Genomic DNA, 17,077 nt, shown 5'->3' with positions numbered 1-17,077 from the left:
CACTACTGCCTGTGTGTCGTCCGTAAATTAAGTGGCGCGTGGGCGAGATTTTTCTCATGAGGATTTGAACTGATCACAAGATGGTCACTAGGGTCAGGCCTCGAACCTTCGCGCGGTTGATCATCCATCGGGGATGACAGCGAAGGAACCGCCTAATTCGTGCAGTTCGGCCCGATTTTCACGGGGGGCGCCGGACGCGATGCACGGAGCCGGGGCACAGACCCACCACCCGGTCGGCGGCTGAGGAAGAAGGAGCTCGCCTTCGTGGCGTCCCACCGTCGTCCCAAGCAGCCGAGCCGCACCCGTGTGACCGTGCTCACCGTGACCGCCGCCGCGGCCGTGGCCCTCACCGCCCAGTCCGGCGCGCAGGCCGCTCCCAAGCCGAGCAAGGACGAGGTCAAGTCCAAGGTCGACAAGCTCCACCACGAGGCCGAGGAGGCCACGGAGCAGTACAACCTCGCCGAGGAGCGCCGCGGCACCCTGCAGAAGGAGATCGGCGCCCTCCAGGACAAGGTCGCGCGCGGCCAGGCCGAGCTCAACGACCTGCGGGACAGCATCGGTTCGGTGGCCAGCGCCCAGTACCGCTCCGGCGGCATCGACCCGGCGATCCAGCTCTTCCTCTCCTCCGACCCGGACAGCTACCTCGACAAGGCGTCCGCGATCGACCAGCTCGGCGCCAAGCAGACCGAGGTGCTCCAGTCGATCCAGGCCAAGCAGCGCACCCTCGCCCAGCAGCGCGCCGAGGCGACCGCGAAGCTCGCAGACCTCGAAGAGGTCCGCAAGACGCTCGGCGAGAAGAAGAAGAAGTTCCAGGGCAAGCTGGCCGAGGCCCAGAAACTGCTCAACACCCTGACCGCCGCGGAGCGCGCCAAGATGCGCGACGCGGAGCAGCGCGCCAGCCGCGACGCCGGCGACCGGGTCGAGCTCGGTGACGAGGCCCCCGCCTCGGAGCGCGGCCGCGTCGCCCTCGGCGCCGCCGCCACCCAGATCGGCAAGCCGTACGTCTCCGGCGCCGAGGGCCCCAACTCCTACGACTGCTCCGGTCTGACGCAGTGGGCCTACCGCCAGGCCGGCGTGCAGCTCACCCGCACCACCTACACCCAGCAGAACGACGGCGTGAAGATCGGCCGCAGCCAGCTCAAGCCCGGCGACCTGGTCTTCTTCAACGGCCTTTCGCACGTGGGTCTGTACGCGGGCAACAACACCATCCTGCACGCCCCCAAGCCCGGCGCCTCGGTCCGCTACGAGTCGATGAACTACATGGGCACCTTCCAGTTCGGTGTGCGCATCTGACGCACCTGACCAGATGGCGGCGGTGTACACCCGCCCCGCCGAATTGACGCCCGAACGGGCGAATTACCGCACCCTGAACTGACGTCGCGCCCCGCCGGTGACCTTGTGATCTCCGGCGGGGCGCCACTGTTCGCGCCTCCGGCCTTCGTTGGTCACGCCCTGGCCAACGGCTACTGTCTGCCGCGCCAGTCATGCGTACAGCTGAAGGGAGCGCGGTCTGTGGCGTCCCACCGCCGTTCCGCGCAGCCGGGTCCAGCCCGGAGCGCGAAGGTCACCGTCCTGTCCGCCGCGGCCGTCACGGCCGCGGCGGCCCTCGGCGCCGTCCCCGCGAGCGCCGACCCCCGGGACACCCCCGAGCCGACCCGGGCCGGTGTCGACCGGCTCTTCGAGGAGGCCGAGAAGGCCACCGAGCGGTTCAACCAGGCCGACGAGCGGGCGGACCAGCTCCGCGCCCAGGTGGACCGCGCTCAGGACCGGCTGGCCCGCGGCCAGGAGCGGATCAACCGGATGCGCGGCGCCCTCGGCTCGGTCGCCGGCGCGCAGTACCGCTCAGGCGGGATCGACCCGGCGCTCGTGCTGCTGCTCACCGCCGACCCGGACGACTACCTCGACAAGGCCGCCGTCCTCGACCGCATCACCGCCCGGCAGACCGGCCAGCTGCAAGAACTGCGCGAGGAACAGCGTCGGCTGGGCCAGCAGCGGGTGGAGGCCGGGCGTACCCTCGCCGAACTGGAGCGCAGCCAGGCCGCCGTGGCCCGCCACAAGCGGACCGTCGAGCGCAAGCTCGCCGAGGCCAGACGGCTCCTCAACGCCCTGCCGACCGGTGAGCGCGAGGAGTTCGACCGGGCCTCCCGCTCCGGCCGGGACGGTGCGCTGCCCCCGCTCTCCGACTCGCCCGCCGCCTCGGCGCGCGGCCTGGCGGCCCTGATGGCGGCCCGCCAGGCCATCGGCAAGCCCTATGTGTGGGGCTCCACCGGACCGTCCGGGTTCGACTGCTCGGGCCTGATGGTGTGGTCGTACCGGCAGGCCGGGGTCGGACTGCCGCGCACCTCCCAGGCCCAGCGGTACGCCGGGCGCCAGGTGCCGCTCTCCGAGGCACGCCCCGGCGACCTCGTGACGTACCGCAGCGACGCCAGCCACGTCGGGATGTACGCCGGTAACGGCCAGGTCATCCACGCGCCCTACCCCGGCGCGGCCGTCCGCTACGACCCCGTCGGCATGATGCCCGGGGCGACGGTGACCCGTGTCTGAGCCGCTGACCGTACGATCGAAGGCGTGGCGGGAGCGGGGCGTGCGGCGGCGGGGCGGTGGCTCGTCGTCCTCCTGTGCCTCCTGCTCGCCCTCACCGGGGGTTGCGCCGCCCCGGCGGCGGCCCCCACCGACACCGCGGCCCGGGAGGTCCAGGCGCTGCTCGACCGGCGCGCGGCCGCGGTCCTCGCCCATGACACCGACGCCCATCTCGCCGCCCTCGACCCGGCCGCGACGGCGCTGCGGGCGGCCGCCCGCAGCGAGCTGGCCAACCTCGCGGACGTGCCGCTGAGCTCCTGGTCGTACCGGCTCACTGGCCTGGAGCGGGGTGAGGACGGCCGGGCCACCGCCCGCGCCGACCTCAGCTACCGGATCAGGGGCCACGACAGCGGTGCCGTGACCCACGCGCGCGTGCTGGAGCTGACCGAGCGCGACGGCCGCTGGTACGTGAGCGCGGACCGGCCCGGCGAGCACACCCCGCAGCAGCTGTGGCAGCAGGGCGCCGTGCGGGTCGTCCGTGGCGAGCGCAGCATCGTCCTCGGCGTCGGGCAGTCCATGGAGCGGCTGCGGGCGATCGCGGCGAACGCGGACGCGGCGGTGCCCGCGGTCTCGGCGGGCTGGCCCGAGCGCTGGGCGGGGCGTCTGGTCGTGCTGGTCCCGGCCTCCCTCGACGCGATGGGCGGCCTGCTGGGCGCCCCCGCGGCCGGCTACCGCGGCATCGCCGCCGTCACCACCGGCGAGAGCGGCGGCGGGCCCGAGGCGCCCGCGGACCGGGTGATCGTCAACCCCGAGGCGTACGGCGTGCTGGGGGAGTACGGGCAGCGGGTCGTCCTCACCCACGAGACCACGCACGTCGCCACGCGCGCGTACACCTCCGCCTCGACCCCGATGTGGCTCTCGGAGGGCTTCGCCGACTGGGTCGCCTACCGCGACTCGGCCCGCACGGCCGCCGAGACCGCCCCCGAGCTCCATGACGCGGTCCGCTCCGGCGCCGCGCCCGCCGCGCTCCCCGAGGACGCCGACTTCTCCTTCACCGGGAGCGCGGACGCCCTGGCCCGCGCCTACGAGAGCGGCTGGCTGGCCTGCGAGCTGATCGCCGAGCGCTGGGGCGAGCCGAAGCTGGCCGCCTTCTACCGCGCGGTCGGCGCCCACCCGACCCGGGCGGGCGCCGTGGAGAAGGCCATGGACACGGTCCTGTCGACGACACCGGAGCGGTTCACCGCCGACTGGCGGCAGTACGTACGGGCGCGCCTGGGGCAGTGAGGGCCTGCGCGGCCCTCAGAAGCCGACTCAGAAGCCGACTCAGGAGCCGACGAGGGTCTTGCCCCGGGCGGTCTGCACGGGCAGCAGCTCACGCAGCCGAGGCTCGGTGACCGTCTGCCGCCACAGCACCCGGCACGCCGACACCGACGCGGCGACCAGCAGACCGTTGCGTACCAGCAGCAGCGTCAGACCCAGCGGGTCGCTGTCGACCACGTGCGAGAACCAGACCGGGAACTCGAACTGGGTCACCGCCGTCGCGGCCACCACCAGATGCGCGGGCCGCCGCATCCGGCTGGAGCGGAAGATCAGACACACCGCCGCGATCCCGACCAGCCAGATCATGTACTGCGGGCTGATCACCCGGCTCGTCGTGGTGAAGAGCAGCACGGCCACGAACGCGGCGTCGCAGACCGTCGTCGGCCCGAACTCACGCGCCTTGATCCGCCACAGCAGCAGCCAGCCGAAGGCCGCCAACGTCAGCGCCATGGCGATCTTGCTGACCAGCGGCACATAGGGGCCGAGGAACTCCACCGAGCCGTAGTTCAGCAGCACCTGCCCCTCCCAGCCGAAGTGCCTGGCCACATGGAAGACCAGCGAGCCCAGCGACTCCACCTCGGTGCCCCGGTCCTTCTGGAAGGTCAGGAACGCCAGCGCGCCCGGCATAGCGGCCGTGCACAGGAGCAGCAGCCCGGCCGCCGTCCCCGCCGCCGTCGACCAGGAGCGCAGCGTGGCCCGGCCCCGCGGGGTGCCCGCGAGCAGCAGCACCGGCCAGACCTTCAGCATCGCGCCGACGCCGGAGAGGAAACCGAGCACGCGCGGGCTGCGCCCGGCGGCGAGCAGGGCCGCCACGGCGACGGCCGTGACCATCAGGTCGTAGCGGGCGTACGAGGTCGGGCCGAGCAGCGGCACGCCGACGATCCAGATCCAGGCCCCGCTCATCGAGCGGCCCGGCCGGCGCGCCGTCCACATCAGCAGCCCGAAGACCACCGTGTCGCACAGGAACGCCAGGACGAAGAAGGCCGAGGCGTAGTCGAGGAAGGGCAGCAGCCCGGGGGAGAGGACCGCGGCGGCGGCGGCCGGCGGGTACTGCCAGGTGACGTCGTCCAGGGGGTACGTGCCGGTCTTCAGCACCTCGTACCAGCCCTGGTAGATCACCGAGATGTCACTGGTGACGTCGGGGCCGGGGACGACCAGGACCTTGAACACGCACAGGAGCAGGATGGCCCGGGTGAGAACCCACACCGCGACTGGGTATCTTGTGCCCGTTGCGCCGGTCATACCTACCTCGTCCTTTTCATCCGTGTCTGCGGCCTTGGTGGGGCCGTGTTCGCGGCGGTCCTGACGCCGGGGCGGGTTGTGCCCGGGCCATCAGGCCGAGCCGTTCGGTACTGTCGGCGGTGCGATGCACAAGACCTTGATCGTAACCAACGACTTCCCGCCACGTCCCGGCGGCATCCAGGCTTTTCTGCACAACATGGCGCTGCGCCTGGACCCCGAGCGGATCGTCGTCTACGCCTCCACCTGGAAGCGCGACCGCGAGGGCGTCCGCGCCACCGCAGAGTTCGACGCGGAACAGCCCTTCACGGTTGTCCGTGACCGTACGACCATGCTGCTTCCCACCCCCCGTGTGACCCGGCGCGCGGCCGCGTTGCTGCGCGAGCACGACTGTACGTCGGTCTGGTTCGGCGCCGCAGCGCCCCTCGGTCTGATGGCTCCCGCCCTGCGCAGGGCCGGGGCGCGGCGGCTGGTCGCCACGACCCACGGGCACGAGGCCGGCTGGGCGCAGCTGCCAGCCGCGCGCCAGCTGCTGCGCCGGATCGGCGAGGGCACGGACACCATCACGTACCTCGGCGAGTACACCCGCTCGCGCATCGCCGCCGCGCTCACGCCGGAGGCGGCCGGGCGCATGGTGCAGCTGCCGCCGGGCGTCGACGAGAAGACCTTCCACCCCGCGTCGGGCGGCGACCTGGTCCGCGAGCGGCTCGGCCTGGCCGACCGTCCGGTGGTCGTCTGCGTCTCGCGTCTGGTGCCGCGCAAGGGCCAGGACACCCTGATCCTCGCCATGCCGCGGATCCTGCGGCAGGTGCCGGACGCGGTGCTGCTGATCGTGGGCGGCGGCCCCTACGAAGCCGACCTGCGGCGGCTCGCCGCCGAGACGGGGGTGGCCGGATCCGTACGCTTCACGGGCGCGGTCCCGTGGGAGGAGCTGCCCGCGCACTACGGCGCCGGTGACGTCTTCGCCATGCCGTGCCGCACGCGCCGGGGCGGCCTGGACGTCGAAGGCCTCGGCATCGTCTACCTGGAGGCCTCCGCCACGGGCCTCCCGGTCGTCGCCGGCGACTCGGGTGGTGCCCCCGACGCGGTCCTCGACGGCGAGACGGGCTGGGTGGTCCGCGGCGGCGTCCCCGAGGACGCGGCGGACCGCCTCGTGACCCTGCTCCAGGACCCGGAGTTGCGCCGCCGGATGGGCGAGCGGGGCCGCGAGTGGGTCGAGGAGAAGTGGCGCTGGGACCAGCTGGCGGAGTCCCTGAAGCAGCTGCTTTAGCGGTCCGGGCGGGGGCGGCGCGCGGCGCCCTTGGCTCGGGCCTGGGCCACGGCGTGCCCCCGCTCAGCGCGCGGCCCCCGCCGGGGCCCGGAGGGCGGGGCCGGGACGCCGTGGCCGAGACCCCGTCTTGACGACCCGTCAATCCCATCCCCCCGCACCCCCTTCGCGGAACCCCATATTCCGCCCATGCTCCGCGCATGACACCAAAACTGACGCGCCGTCATCTCCTGGGTCTCGGCGCCCTCCACACCGCCGCCGCCCTCGGCCTCACCCGGATCGGGCTCACCACCGCGCACGCCGCGCACGCCCCCGACCACGCCCCCGCCCTCGTCATCGGGTCCGGATACGGCGCCGCCGTCGCCGCGCTGCGGCTCGGGGAGGCGGGGATACGGACCACCGTGCTGGAGATGGGGCGGCTCTGGGACACGCCCGGGCCCGACGGCACGGTCTTCTGCCCCACCGGCGCCCCCGACCGCCGCTCCATGTGGTTCCGTACCCGCACCGAGGCGCCGCTCGCCACCTTCCTCTGGCTCGATGTCGTCAACAAGGACATCAGCCCGTACCCCGGCGTCCTCGACCGCGTCCGCTTCGCCGAGATGTCCGTCTACGTCGGCCGCGGCGTCGGCGGCGGCTCCCTCGTCAACGGCGGCATGGCTGTCACCCCACGCCGGGACTACTTCACCGAGGTCCTGCCGCAGGTCGACCCGGCCGAGATGTACGACACGTACTTCCCGCTCGCCCGCCGGATGCTCGGCGTCAACACCGTCGACCCGGCGTGGTTCGAGGCGACCGAGTGGTACCGCTTCAGCCGGATCTCCCGCAAGCACGCCGCCAACGCCGGCCTCAAGACCGTCTTCGTACCCAACGTCTACGACTTCGGCCACATGCAGCGCGAAGCCGCCGGCCAGGCCCCCAGATCCGCGCTCGCGGGCGAGGTCATCTACGGCAACAACCACGGCAAACGCAGCCTCGACCGGACCTACCTCGCCGCCGCCCTCGGCACCGGCAACGTCACCATCGAGACGCTCCACCGCGCCAGAGCCGTACGCCGCCAGCCCGACGGCTCGTACGTCGTCACCGCCGACCGGATCGACCTGACCGGCAAGACCGTCGAGACCCGGGAGATCTCCTGCTCGCGCCTCTTCCTCGGCGCCGGCAGCCTCGGCACCACCGAACTCCTGCTGCGCGCCCGCGAAACCGGCGCCCTGCCCGACCTCAGCGACCGCGTCGGCACCGGCTGGGGCACCAACGGCAATGTGATGACCGGCCGCGCCAACCACATGTGGGACACCGTCGGGGCCAACCAGTCGACCATGCCGGTGATGGGCATCGACGACTGGTCCAACGCCGACAACCCCGTCTTCGCCGAGATCGCCCCGCTGCCGACCGGCCTGGAGCACTGGATCAGCCTCTACCTGGCGATCACCAGGAACCCGGAGCGCGGCACCTTCCGCTACGACCCCGCCACCGACTCCACCCGGCTCGACTGGACCCGGGCCCAGAGTCAGGTGTCGGTCGCCTCCGCGAAGAAACTCTTCGACCGGATCAACCTCAAGAACGCCACGATCTACCGCTACGACCTCTTCGGCGGCAACAAGACCTTCGCCGACGACTTCACGTACCACCCGCTCGGCGGCTGCGTCCTGGGCCAGGCCACCGACGCGTACGGCAGGGTCAAAGGCGCCCCAGGCATCTACGTCACCGACGGAGCCCTCGTCCCGGGCTCCATCGGCGTCAATCCGTTCGTGACGATCACGGCCCTGGCCGAACGGAACATGGCCAGGGTCCTCGCCACCGACTACGCGCGGTAGATCGCCTCGATCTCGTCCGCGAAGTCCTTCGCCACCACATTCCGCTTCAGCTTCAGCGACGGCGTGATGTGGCCGGCCTCCTCCGTGAACTGGGAGTCGAGGATCGTGAACTTCCGCACCGATTCCGCCTTCGACACCGCCGCGTTGCCGTCGTCCACGGCCCGCTGGACCTCCGCCAGCAGATCCGCGTCGTTCTTCAGCGACGCCGCCGTCGAACCCGCCGGCTTGCCGTGCTCGGCCGCCCAGCGGCCCAGGAACTCCTGGTCCAGGGTGACCAGCGCACCCACGAACGGGCGCCCGTCGCCCACGACCATGCACTCCGCGACCAGCGCGTGGGCGCGGATGCGGTCCTCGATCACCGCGGGGGCGACGTTCTTGCCGCCCGCGGTGACCAGGATCTCCTTCTTGCGGCCGGTGATGGCGAGATAGCCGTCCTCGTCCAGCGTGCCGATGTCACCGGTGTGGAACCAGCCGTCGGCCAGCGCCTCCGCGGTCGCCGTCTCGTTGTTCCAGTAGCCCGAGAAGACGTGCTCGCCGTGGACGAGCACCTCACCGTCGTCCGCGATCCGCAGTACCGAGCCGGGCAGCGGCTGGCCGACCGTACCGATCTTCTGCCGGTCCCACGGGTTGAACGCCGTGGCCGCGCAGGTCTCCGTCAGGCCGTAGCCCTCCAGGACCGTGAAGCCGATGCCCCGGTAGAAGTGGCCAAGACGCTCACCCAGCGGCGCGCCGCCCGAGATCGCGGCCTCGCCGCGGCCGCCGAGCACTGCGCGCAGCTTGCTGAAGACCAGCTTGTCGAAGACGAGGTGCTTCAGCTTCAGCGTCAGCGAGGGACCCGTGGCGGTGTCGAGGGCGCGGCTGTAGGCGATCGCGGTGTGCGCGGCCTTGTCGAAGATCTTGCCCTTGCCGTCCGCCTGGGCCTTGGCCCGCGCCGAGTTGTAGACCTTCTCGAAGACGCGCGGCACACCGAGGATCAGCGTCGGCCGGAAGGAGGCCAGCTCGTCGGTGAGGTTCTTGATGTCCGGTACGCAGCCCAGCTTGATCGGCGCCATCGCCGGCGCCAGCGCGACCATCCGGCCGAAGACGTGCGCGGCGGGCAGGAAGAGCAGCACCGAGCTCTCGCCCGTACGGAACAGCGGCTTGAGCCGCTCGACCAGGTTGCCGCACTCCGCGAAGAAGGCGCGGTGGGTCAGCACACAGCCCTTGGGGCGGCCGGTGGTGCCCGAGGTGTAGACGATCGTCGCCGGGTCGTCCGCCTTCGCCACGCCGCTGCGCTCGTCGACGGTCTCGTCCGGTACGTCCGCACCGGCCGCGGTCAGCTCCTCGACCGCGCCCTTCTCGATCTGCCACACGCTGCGCAGCTCGGGCAGGGCGCCCCGCACCGACTCGACGGCCGCGGCGTGCGCGTCGCTCTCCACGATCACGGCGACCGCGCCGGAGTCGCCGAGGATCCACTGCACCTGCTCGGGCGAGCTGGTCTCGTACACCGGCACGGTCACACCGCCGGCGCTCCAGATGGCGAAGTCCAGCTGGATCCACTCGTAGCGGGTACGCGACATCAGCGCGACCCGGTCGCCGGGCTTGACCCCGGCGGCGATCAGCCCCTTCGCGGCGGCCCGGACCTCGGCGAGGAACTGGGTGGAGGTGACGTCCGTCCAGACGCCCGCAACCTTGCGCCCCATCACAGCGGCATCTGGGTGCTGCGTGGCGTTGCGGCGGATCAGATCCGTCAGGTTGCCGTCCGTGGGGACCTCGTACAGGGCCGGAAGGCTGAACTCGCGCAAGACTGCTGCTCCTCATCGGGCGCCGGCGCCACGGCTCTGTGTATGCACCGGCTGCGGTCCAAGATCGGGCAGGTGCTCAGTGGGGGTGAGCACGACTGGACTGCCCGGACGTTACCCACCAGTACTCGGTTCCGGATAGGGGGTCCAGGCCAGATGTTCCGTGCGTCACACGCCCGTCACGCGCATGTGGCGGTGCATTCGCGCACAGTAGTCCACACCTGTCACGACTAGGAAGTAACCGCAGGTCCGACCCCGTGAGGACACCGCCCGAACCCCCTAAGGTGAGCTGCATGCCAGGCATGAGGGTCAACGTCATCAGCGATGTGCACGGAAACACCAAGGACCTCGCCCGAGCGGGGGACGGCGCCGACGCCTTGATATGCCTCGGTGACCTGGTGCTCTTCCTGGACTACGCCGACCACAGCCGCGGGATCTTCCCCGAGCTCTTCGGCGTCGAGAACGCCGACCTGATCGTGGAGCTGCGCACCGCCCGCCGCTTCGACGAGGCCCGCGCGCTCGGCCGCCGGCTCTGGGGCGAGCTCGGCATCGACCGCGAGAGCGCGATCGAGTCGGCCGTGCGCCGCCAGTACGCCGAGATGTTCGCCGCCTTCCCCACGCCGACGTACGCCACGTACGGAAACGTCGACGTCCCCTCGCTGTGGCCGCAGTACGCGGGCCCCGGCACCACCGTCCTGGACGGCGAGCGGATCGAGCTGGGCGGCCGCGTCTTCGGCTTCGTCGGCGGCGGGCTCCAGACCCCCATGCGCACGCCGTACGAGATCTCCGACGAGGAGTACGCCGCCAAGGTCGAGGCGCTCGGCGAGGTCGACGTGCTCTGCTCGCACATCCCGCCGGACGTGCCCGAGCTCACGTACGACACCGTCGCGCGCCGCTTCGAACGCGGCAGCCGGGCCCTGCTGGACGCGGTCCGCCGCACCCGGCCGCGCTACGCCCTCTTCGGGCATGTGCACCAGCCGCTGGCCCGCAGGATGCGGATCGGCGCGACCGAGTGTGTGAACGTCGGCCACTTCGCGGCGACCGGAAGGCCTTGGACCCTGGAGTGGTGACGGGCGCCGATCGCGTACGCGATAGCCTTCACGCGGCACGTCAGTGCCCGACACACCCCGTCCGGACCGCACAGTGGAGGAGCCACGGCGATGGCGGAACACACCAGCTCGAGCATCACCATCGAGGCGCCGCCGGCCGACGTCATGGGAGTGATCGCCGACTTCGCCCGCTACCCCGAGTGGACGGGCGAGGTGAAGGAGGCCGAGGTCCTCGCCACCGACCCCGAAGGCCGCGCCGAACAGGTCCGGCTGCTGCTCGACGCCGGCGCGATCAAGGACGACCACACCCTCGCCTACACCTGGACCGGCGCGAACGAGGTCAGCTGGACCCTGGTCAAGTCCCAGATGCTCCGCGCCCTCGACGGCTCCTACCGCCTGGCCCCGACGGGCGGTGGCGACCGCACCGAGGTGACGTACCAGCTGACGGTCGACGTCAAGATCCCCATGCTCGGCATGATCAAGCGCAAGGCGGAGAAGGTCATCATCGACCGCGCCCTGGCAGGCCTGAAGAAGCGCGTGGAGTCCCACCCGGGCGCCTGAGCGGGGCGGCTTCTGCCGGGCCAGGTTGCTGCGGCCCCTCAGCGAGGGTGGCTGAGCCCGCGAGCGGCGACCAGGCCCACGGGCCGAGGCGCGAAAGCCGGCTGCTGTGGCCCCGCGGGCTGCCTCGGACCGTTCCTCACGCCCGGTACGTCCGGCTGTCGGCGGCTGCGCCGCCCGGGGCGGTCGGGCCCACGGGGCCGTCGGCGACGAGGCCGGCTGCTGCGGCCCCGGCGAGGGGCGCCTGAGCCCGCCACGACGCCGGCGACGCCGGCTGCCGCGGCTCCCGCGAGGGGCGTCTGAGCCCGCCATCCCCCACCGGCCCGCCGGCCCGTTCCCCGTGGCCGGTACCGTTGCGGATCATGCGGATCATCCTTGTCACCGGCGCCGGCGGGGCCGGGCGGACCACCGTTGCCGCGGCCGGCGCTCTGCGCGGGGCCCGCGAAGGCGGGCGGGTTCTCCTGGTGTCGTCCGAGGCCGACGCGCTGCTCGGCACCGTCCCCGGGACCTCGCCCACCCTCGTGACCGACGGGCTGTGGGCGGTGCGGGTGGACTCCGGCGCCGACTTCCGGCGCGAGCTGCTCGCCCTGCAGGACCGCGCCACCACCGCGCTCGACCTCCTCGGCGCCGCCCCGCTGGAGGACGCCGAGCTCACCGAGCTCCCCGGCAGCACCCACTTCGCGCTGCTGCGGGCCCTGCGCGACGCCGCCGCCGGCGACTGGGACACCGTCGTCGTCGACCTGCCGCCGCTGCGCGACGCCCTCGCCCTGCTCGCGCTGCCCGCCGAGCTCCGCCGCTATCTGCGCCGCCTCCTGCCGCCCGAACGGCAGGCCGCCCGCGCCCTGCGCCCCATGCTCGCCCAGCTCGCCGGCGTCCCCATGCCCGCCCAGTGGCTGTACGCGACCGCCGCCCGCCTGGAGGAGGAGTTCGCCGCCGTCCAGGCCGTCGTCGACGCCCCCACCACGTCCGTACGGCTCGTCCTCGAACCCGGCCCCGCCGCCGAGGAGACCGTGCGTACGGCCCGCCTCGGCTGCGCGCTGTACGGCCTCACCCTCGACGCGGTCGTCGCCAACCGCCTCCTGCCCGCCGAGAGCCCCGACCCCTGGCTCGCCGGGCTCGTCGCCCAGCAGCGCAAGCACCTGGACGAGCTCTACGCCGACCTGGGCGCCGTCACCGAGCTGCCGCACCTCGGAGCCGACCCGCGCGGCCTCGACGACCTCGCCCGGCTCGACCCCGGCCCCGCCCCGAGCATCGACAACGCCACCCCCTGGACCGTCGAGGACCTCCGCGAGAGCGACGGCATCCTCGTCTGGCGCCTGCCCCTGCCCGGGGCCGTCAAGAGCGACCTCGGGCTCGTCCGCCGCGGGGACGAACTCCTCCTGCGCGCCGGACCGTTCCGCCGCAACGTCCCCCTCCCGTCCGTACTGCGCCGCTGCACCGTCTCCGGCGCCGGACTCACCGACGGCACCCTGCGCATCCGCTTCACCCCGGACCCGGGGCTGTGGCCGGCGACGGGCTGAACGCCCTACCGCCGTTCGGGTACCGTCGGAGGTAGTCGAAGGAACCCCGTCCCGCCCGCAGGAGAAACGCCATGAGCGATGCCACCGAGCGTCCCGCCGCCGACTCGGACGCCTGGGCGAAGGCCTGCGCCGAGGACCTGGAGGCGGAGAAGGCGCGCCGCCGCGCGGAACAGGGCGGCGAGCCCGGCTCGGCCGCCGACGAGTTCCGCAAGCTCTTCGACGCCGTCGCGGACAAGGTGTCCTCGCTGAAGTCACCCCTCTTCGGCATGGCGGCGCAGGGCGGCGTTCAGCAGTTCGTCCAGCAGGCGAAGGCCGTGGTCGAGCCCGTCATCGAGCGCAACCCGCAGGTCTTCGACCACCTCGCCGCCGCCGGCAACGAGCTCCTCGCCGCCTACCGCTCCGCCGTCGAGGGCCACGAGCGCCGCTGGACGCGCGAGCAGACCTGGAACGACCGGGCCTCCGCCCAGGACGACCCGGCCACCGAGCCCGGCTCCAAGGCCGACACCGAGCCCGGCTCCAAGCCCGGCACCACACCCGGCACCAAGAAGGACGACGAAGGCCCCGCCACCGGCGAACAGATCGACCTGGACTGACCGTCCTCGACCTGGACGGATCGTCCCGGACTGATCAGCGGTGACCGCACCCTCGGGTACGGTTGGCCCTAGCGGGGCTCGACCGAAAACTGAGGGACACATGGGACTCACCATCGGCGTCGACATCGGCGGCACGAAGATCGCGGCCGGCGTGGTCGACGAAGAGGGCACGATCCTCGACACCCACACGGTGCCCACCCCGCCGACCGCCGAAGGCATCGTCGACGCGATCTGCGCCGCCGTCTCCGAGGCCGGCAAGGGCCACCAGATCGAGGCCGTCGGTATCGGCGCGGCCGGATACGTCGACGACAAGCGCGCCACCGTGCTCTTCGCGCCCAACATCGACTGGCGGCACGAGCCGCTGAAGGACAAGGTCGAGCAGCGCGTGGGCCTGCCGGTCGTCGTGGAGAACGACGCCAACGCCGCGGCCTGGGGCGAATACCGCTTCGGCGCCGGCCAGGGCCATGACGACGTCATCTGCATCACCCTCGGCACCGGCCTCGGCGGCGGCATCATCATCGGCAACAAGCTGCGCCGCGGACGCTTCGGCGTGGCCGCCGAGTTCGGCCACATCCGGGTCGTCCCGGACGGCCTGCTGTGCGGGTGCGGCAGCCAGGGCTGCTGGGAGCAGTACGCCTCCGGGCGCGCGCTCGTCCGCTACGCCCGCCAGCGCGCCAACGCCACCCCCGAGAACGCCCGGATCCTGCTGGGCCTGGGCGACGGCACCGCCGCGGGCATCGAGGGCAAGCACGTCTCCGCGGCCGCCCGCCAGGGCGACCCCGTCGCCATCGACTCCTTCCGCGAGCTGGCTCGCTGGGCCGGCGCGGGCCTCGCCGACCTCGCCTCGCTCTTCGACCCGTCGGCGTTCATCGTCGGCGGCGGCGTCTCCGACGAGGGCGAGCTGGTCCTCGACCCCATCCGCAAGTCCTTCCGCCGCTGGCTGATCGGCGGCCAGTGGCGCCCGCACGCCCAGGTCCTCGCCGCCCAACTCGGCAACAAGGCCGGTCTGGTGGGCGCGGCGGACCTGGCCCGCCAGGGCTGACCCCCGCCAACCACCGCATATCGCCCGCCGCGTCCTCCAGTGGAGGCGGCGGGCGCTGCCGTATCTTGCTGCCCATGGCGACCAGCGAACTGCCCAACTCCCGCACCGAGCCGGACGGTTCGGCCGTGATCCGGGTGCTCAGCTACAACATCCGCTCCCTGCGCGACGACGAGGACGCCTGCGCCCGCGTCATTCGCGCCTGCAAGCCCGACGTCGTCTTCGTCCAGGAGGCGCCCCGCTTCTTCCGCTGGCGCAAGCACGCCGCCCGGCTCGCCGCCAAGAGCGAACTGCTCGTCCTGAGCGGCGGCGCCACCGCCGCGGGCCCGCTGCTGCTCTGCTCCCTGCGGGCGACCGTGGAACGGACCGAGGACGTCCTCCTGCCGCTCACCCCGGGCCTGCACCGCCGCGGCTTCGCGACCGCCGTCGTACGCTTCGCGGGCGCCCGGGTCGGACTCGTCAGCTGCCATCTGAGCCTGCGCGAGGACGAGCGGTACGCCCAGAGCGGCATGCTCCTCGACCGGCTCGCCGCGATGGGCGTCCCGCACGCCGTCGTCGCGGGGGACGTCAACGAACGCCCCGGCGGCCGCAGCTTCACCCGCCTTGCCGCCGAGCTCCAGGACTGCTGGGCCGTACGCCCCTGGGGCGCCGAGTACACCTCGACACCCGCCGACCCGCACCAGCGCATCGACGCGGTCTTCGCCACCCCCGGCATCGAGGTCCTCGGCTGCGGAGTCCCCCTCGACCTGCCCGGGATCGGCGCGGGGGACCTGACGGCGGCGACGGACCATCTCCCGGTCCTCGCAGCCCTGCGGATCCCCGCCGCCCAGGACGCACCGAAGGGCGCGCCGAACGACGCGCCCCAGGCCGTGTCCTAGACCACCGCGCCGCGGCCCGGATCGTCGTCGTCCTCGTCGTCACCGTGCTTCATCCGGGCCACCAGCGTCGCGAACCCGCCGAGGAAGCCGCCCACACAGACCGTCGTCAGCCACCACGTCATGTCCCACGACAGCAGCACGGCGACCAGCATCAGGACCGGGCCGCCCACCACGCCCAGCCACGCGAACTTCGCGGTCGCGTCGGCCTCCGGCAGTGGCGGCGGCTCCGGCGGCACGAAATGGCCCTCGTCGCCGTCCTCACCCTCGCTGCCGGACGGCTCGGTCACGCTGTAGTCGCGCGGACCGGCCGGGCCGACACCGGGTGCGAAGACCACAGAGCTGCCCAGCGGCTTGCCGGGGGGCGTCTCGCCGCTCCCGCCGGAGTCCTTGGACTCCTTCGGCGTCTCGTTCACGTCGTCCTCCAGCAGGGCGAGGTCCTCCACCGACTTGAACGGCTTCGCCCCAGGCGGATCGGCCGGCTCCTCGCCGTACCCGGCGACGATCGCCGCCCAGGCCGCGTCCTCGTCGATCGGCTGCGGCTCGCGGTCCTCCTCGTGGTCCGAACCCTGTGAGTCCTGCTGCTCAGCCACCGGTCGTGCTTCCCTTCGTCCCGACACCCGAAGCGAGCCGGCCGATGAACGCGTAACTCTCCTCGAAGATCCGCCCCGCGTCGTGGTCCAACGTCGCCACGTGGTAGCTCTGTTCCAGCAGGATCTCCCGGACGTCCGTGGAGGAGATCCGGCTCAGGATCCGGGCCGAGTCCGCGGGCGGCACGACATGGTCCTGCGGGCTGTGCAGCAGCACCACCGGCTGCGTGACCTGCGGAAGCTCACGGTCGACGGTCCGGAAGAACTGCCGCACCGAATGCGCCGCGTGCAGCGGGACCCGCTCGTAGCCGACCTCCGTCACGCCCTCCTTGGCGATGTCGCTGGTGAGCCCCTTGGTCGTGCGCACCAGATGCCGGGCGACCGGCAGCGCGTACGCCGACAGGCCGTGGACCTTGTTCGCCGGGTTCACCAGCACGATGCCGCTGATCGCGTCGCCGTGCCGGGCGGCGAGCCGCAGCGTCAGCGCCCCGCCCATCGACAGACCGAAGACGAAGACCTGGCGGCACCGCTCCCGCAGCGCCCGCAGCTCCCGGTCCACCTCCGCGTACCAGTCCTGCCAGGTCGTGACCTGCATGTCCTCCCAGCGCGTGCCGTGACCGGGCAGCAGCGGCAACGACACCGTGAGCCCGCGCTCGGCCAGATACTCCGCCCAGGGGCGCAGCGACTGCGGGGAACCGGTGAATCCGTGACAGAGAAGGACGCCGACCTCTCCGCCCTCATGGCGGTACGGCTCGGCTCCGGAGAGGACCGGCACCGGGGTCTCCTGTTCGGTGGGAGGGATGTCAGGGAGGTATTTCCGTACGGGCGATACCCGTGGCTTCACCGTACGCGACCGGACCGACACCGACCAGGGCCGTCACCGCCCCGGAGGAGGGCGGGAGAGCGAGCCTG

At 72.5% G+C, this 17,077-nt stretch carries 15 protein-coding genes; 11 read left to right on the top strand and 4 right to left on the bottom strand.

Annotation, left to right across the window (positions count from 1 at the left end):
- Positions 1-264: 264 nt before the first annotated feature.
- The 3 genes from ACZ7LT_RS01835 (at position 265) to ACZ7LT_RS01825 (ending at position 3,804) form a co-directional block, all read left to right on the top strand.
- On the top strand, positions 265-1,293 hold the full coding sequence (locus ACZ7LT_RS01835; RefSeq protein WP_471232845.1) for a C40 family peptidase: 1,029 nt from the start codon (positions 265-267) through the stop codon (positions 1,291-1,293).
- Between the two features lie 219 nt (positions 1,294-1,512).
- Positions 1,513-2,544 carry a C40 family peptidase gene (locus ACZ7LT_RS01830; RefSeq protein ID WP_471232844.1) on the top strand — a complete coding sequence of 344 codons (1,032 nt, stop codon included), beginning with the start codon at positions 1,513-1,515 and terminating at the stop codon, positions 2,542-2,544.
- A gap of 24 nt (positions 2,545-2,568) precedes the next feature.
- Positions 2,569-3,804, top strand: coding sequence for a hypothetical protein (locus ACZ7LT_RS01825; protein WP_471232843.1), 1,236 nt, complete (start codon positions 2,569-2,571; stop codon positions 3,802-3,804).
- A 39-nt stretch (positions 3,805-3,843) separates the two neighbouring features.
- On the opposite strand, the gene ACZ7LT_RS01820 is transcribed toward ACZ7LT_RS01825, so the two are convergent.
- Complete coding sequence (locus tag ACZ7LT_RS01820) at positions 3,844-5,082, bottom strand: glycosyltransferase 87 family protein (RefSeq protein ID WP_471232841.1); 1,239 nt, start codon at positions 5,080-5,082, stop codon at positions 3,844-3,846.
- A 124-nt stretch (positions 5,083-5,206) separates the two neighbouring features.
- Between ACZ7LT_RS01820 and ACZ7LT_RS01815 the strand changes: the two genes are divergently transcribed.
- Both ACZ7LT_RS01815 and ACZ7LT_RS01810 read left to right on the top strand, forming a co-directional pair.
- A complete protein-coding gene (locus tag ACZ7LT_RS01815) occupies positions 5,207-6,349 on the top strand; it encodes a glycosyltransferase family 4 protein (protein WP_471232839.1) in 1,143 nt (380 codons plus the stop codon).
- 197 nt (positions 6,350-6,546) lie between these two features.
- On the top strand, positions 6,547-8,160 hold the full coding sequence (locus tag ACZ7LT_RS01810; protein WP_471232838.1) for a GMC oxidoreductase: 1,614 nt from the start codon (positions 6,547-6,549) through the stop codon (positions 8,158-8,160).
- Here the strand turns inward: ACZ7LT_RS01810 and ACZ7LT_RS01805 are convergent.
- Positions 8,148-9,944 carry an AMP-dependent synthetase/ligase gene (locus ACZ7LT_RS01805; RefSeq protein ID WP_471232836.1) on the bottom strand — a complete coding sequence of 599 codons (1,797 nt, stop codon included), beginning with the start codon at positions 9,942-9,944 and terminating at the stop codon, positions 8,148-8,150. The two genes, ACZ7LT_RS01810 and ACZ7LT_RS01805, sit on opposite strands and share 13 nt — an antisense overlap.
- Before the next feature lie 299 nt (positions 9,945-10,243).
- Between ACZ7LT_RS01805 and ACZ7LT_RS01800 the strand changes: the two genes are divergently transcribed.
- From ACZ7LT_RS01800 to ACZ7LT_RS01775, 6 genes are all read left to right on the top strand, one after another.
- Complete coding sequence (locus ACZ7LT_RS01800; protein WP_471234760.1) at positions 10,244-11,011, top strand: metallophosphoesterase family protein; 768 nt, start codon at positions 10,244-10,246, stop codon at positions 11,009-11,011.
- A gap of 90 nt (positions 11,012-11,101) precedes the next feature.
- Positions 11,102-11,551: an SRPBCC family protein gene (locus ACZ7LT_RS01795; RefSeq protein ID WP_471232834.1), complete on the top strand. Its 450-nt coding sequence runs from the start codon at positions 11,102-11,104 to the stop codon at positions 11,549-11,551.
- 359 nt (positions 11,552-11,910) lie between these two features.
- Complete coding sequence (locus ACZ7LT_RS01790; protein WP_471232832.1) at positions 11,911-13,068, top strand: ArsA family ATPase; 1,158 nt, start codon at positions 11,911-11,913, stop codon at positions 13,066-13,068.
- 71 nt (positions 13,069-13,139) lie between these two features.
- Entirely contained in the window at positions 13,140-13,661 is a 522-nt protein-coding gene (locus ACZ7LT_RS01785; protein WP_471232830.1) for a DUF5304 domain-containing protein, read from the top strand.
- 100 nt (positions 13,662-13,761) lie between these two features.
- On the top strand, positions 13,762-14,703 hold the full coding sequence (locus ACZ7LT_RS01780) for an ROK family glucokinase (protein WP_471232828.1): 942 nt from the start codon (positions 13,762-13,764) through the stop codon (positions 14,701-14,703).
- Between the two features lie 74 nt (positions 14,704-14,777).
- Complete coding sequence (locus ACZ7LT_RS01775; RefSeq protein ID WP_471232827.1) at positions 14,778-15,578, top strand: endonuclease/exonuclease/phosphatase family protein; 801 nt, start codon at positions 14,778-14,780, stop codon at positions 15,576-15,578.
- Here the strand turns inward: ACZ7LT_RS01775 and ACZ7LT_RS01770 are convergent.
- Both ACZ7LT_RS01770 and ACZ7LT_RS01765 read right to left on the bottom strand, forming a co-directional pair.
- Positions 15,575-16,168, bottom strand: a complete 594-nt coding sequence (locus ACZ7LT_RS01770) for a hypothetical protein (protein ID WP_471232825.1) — start codon at positions 16,166-16,168, stop codon at positions 15,575-15,577. The genes ACZ7LT_RS01775 and ACZ7LT_RS01770 overlap by 4 nt on opposite strands.
- The gene (locus tag ACZ7LT_RS01765) at positions 16,161-16,940 is read right to left on the bottom strand and encodes an alpha/beta hydrolase (protein ID WP_471232823.1); all 780 of its coding nucleotides are present in this window, start codon (positions 16,938-16,940) and stop codon (positions 16,161-16,163) included. The genes ACZ7LT_RS01770 and ACZ7LT_RS01765 overlap by 8 nt, the downstream gene beginning before the upstream one ends.
- Positions 16,941-17,077 lie beyond the last annotated feature (137 nt).

The sequence above is a fragment of the Streptomyces sp. NPDC039465 genome (genome assembly GCF_055639315.1).
The sequence above is the reverse complement of the archived record's forward strand: the minus strand, read 5'-3'. Positions and strand labels throughout refer to the sequence as shown.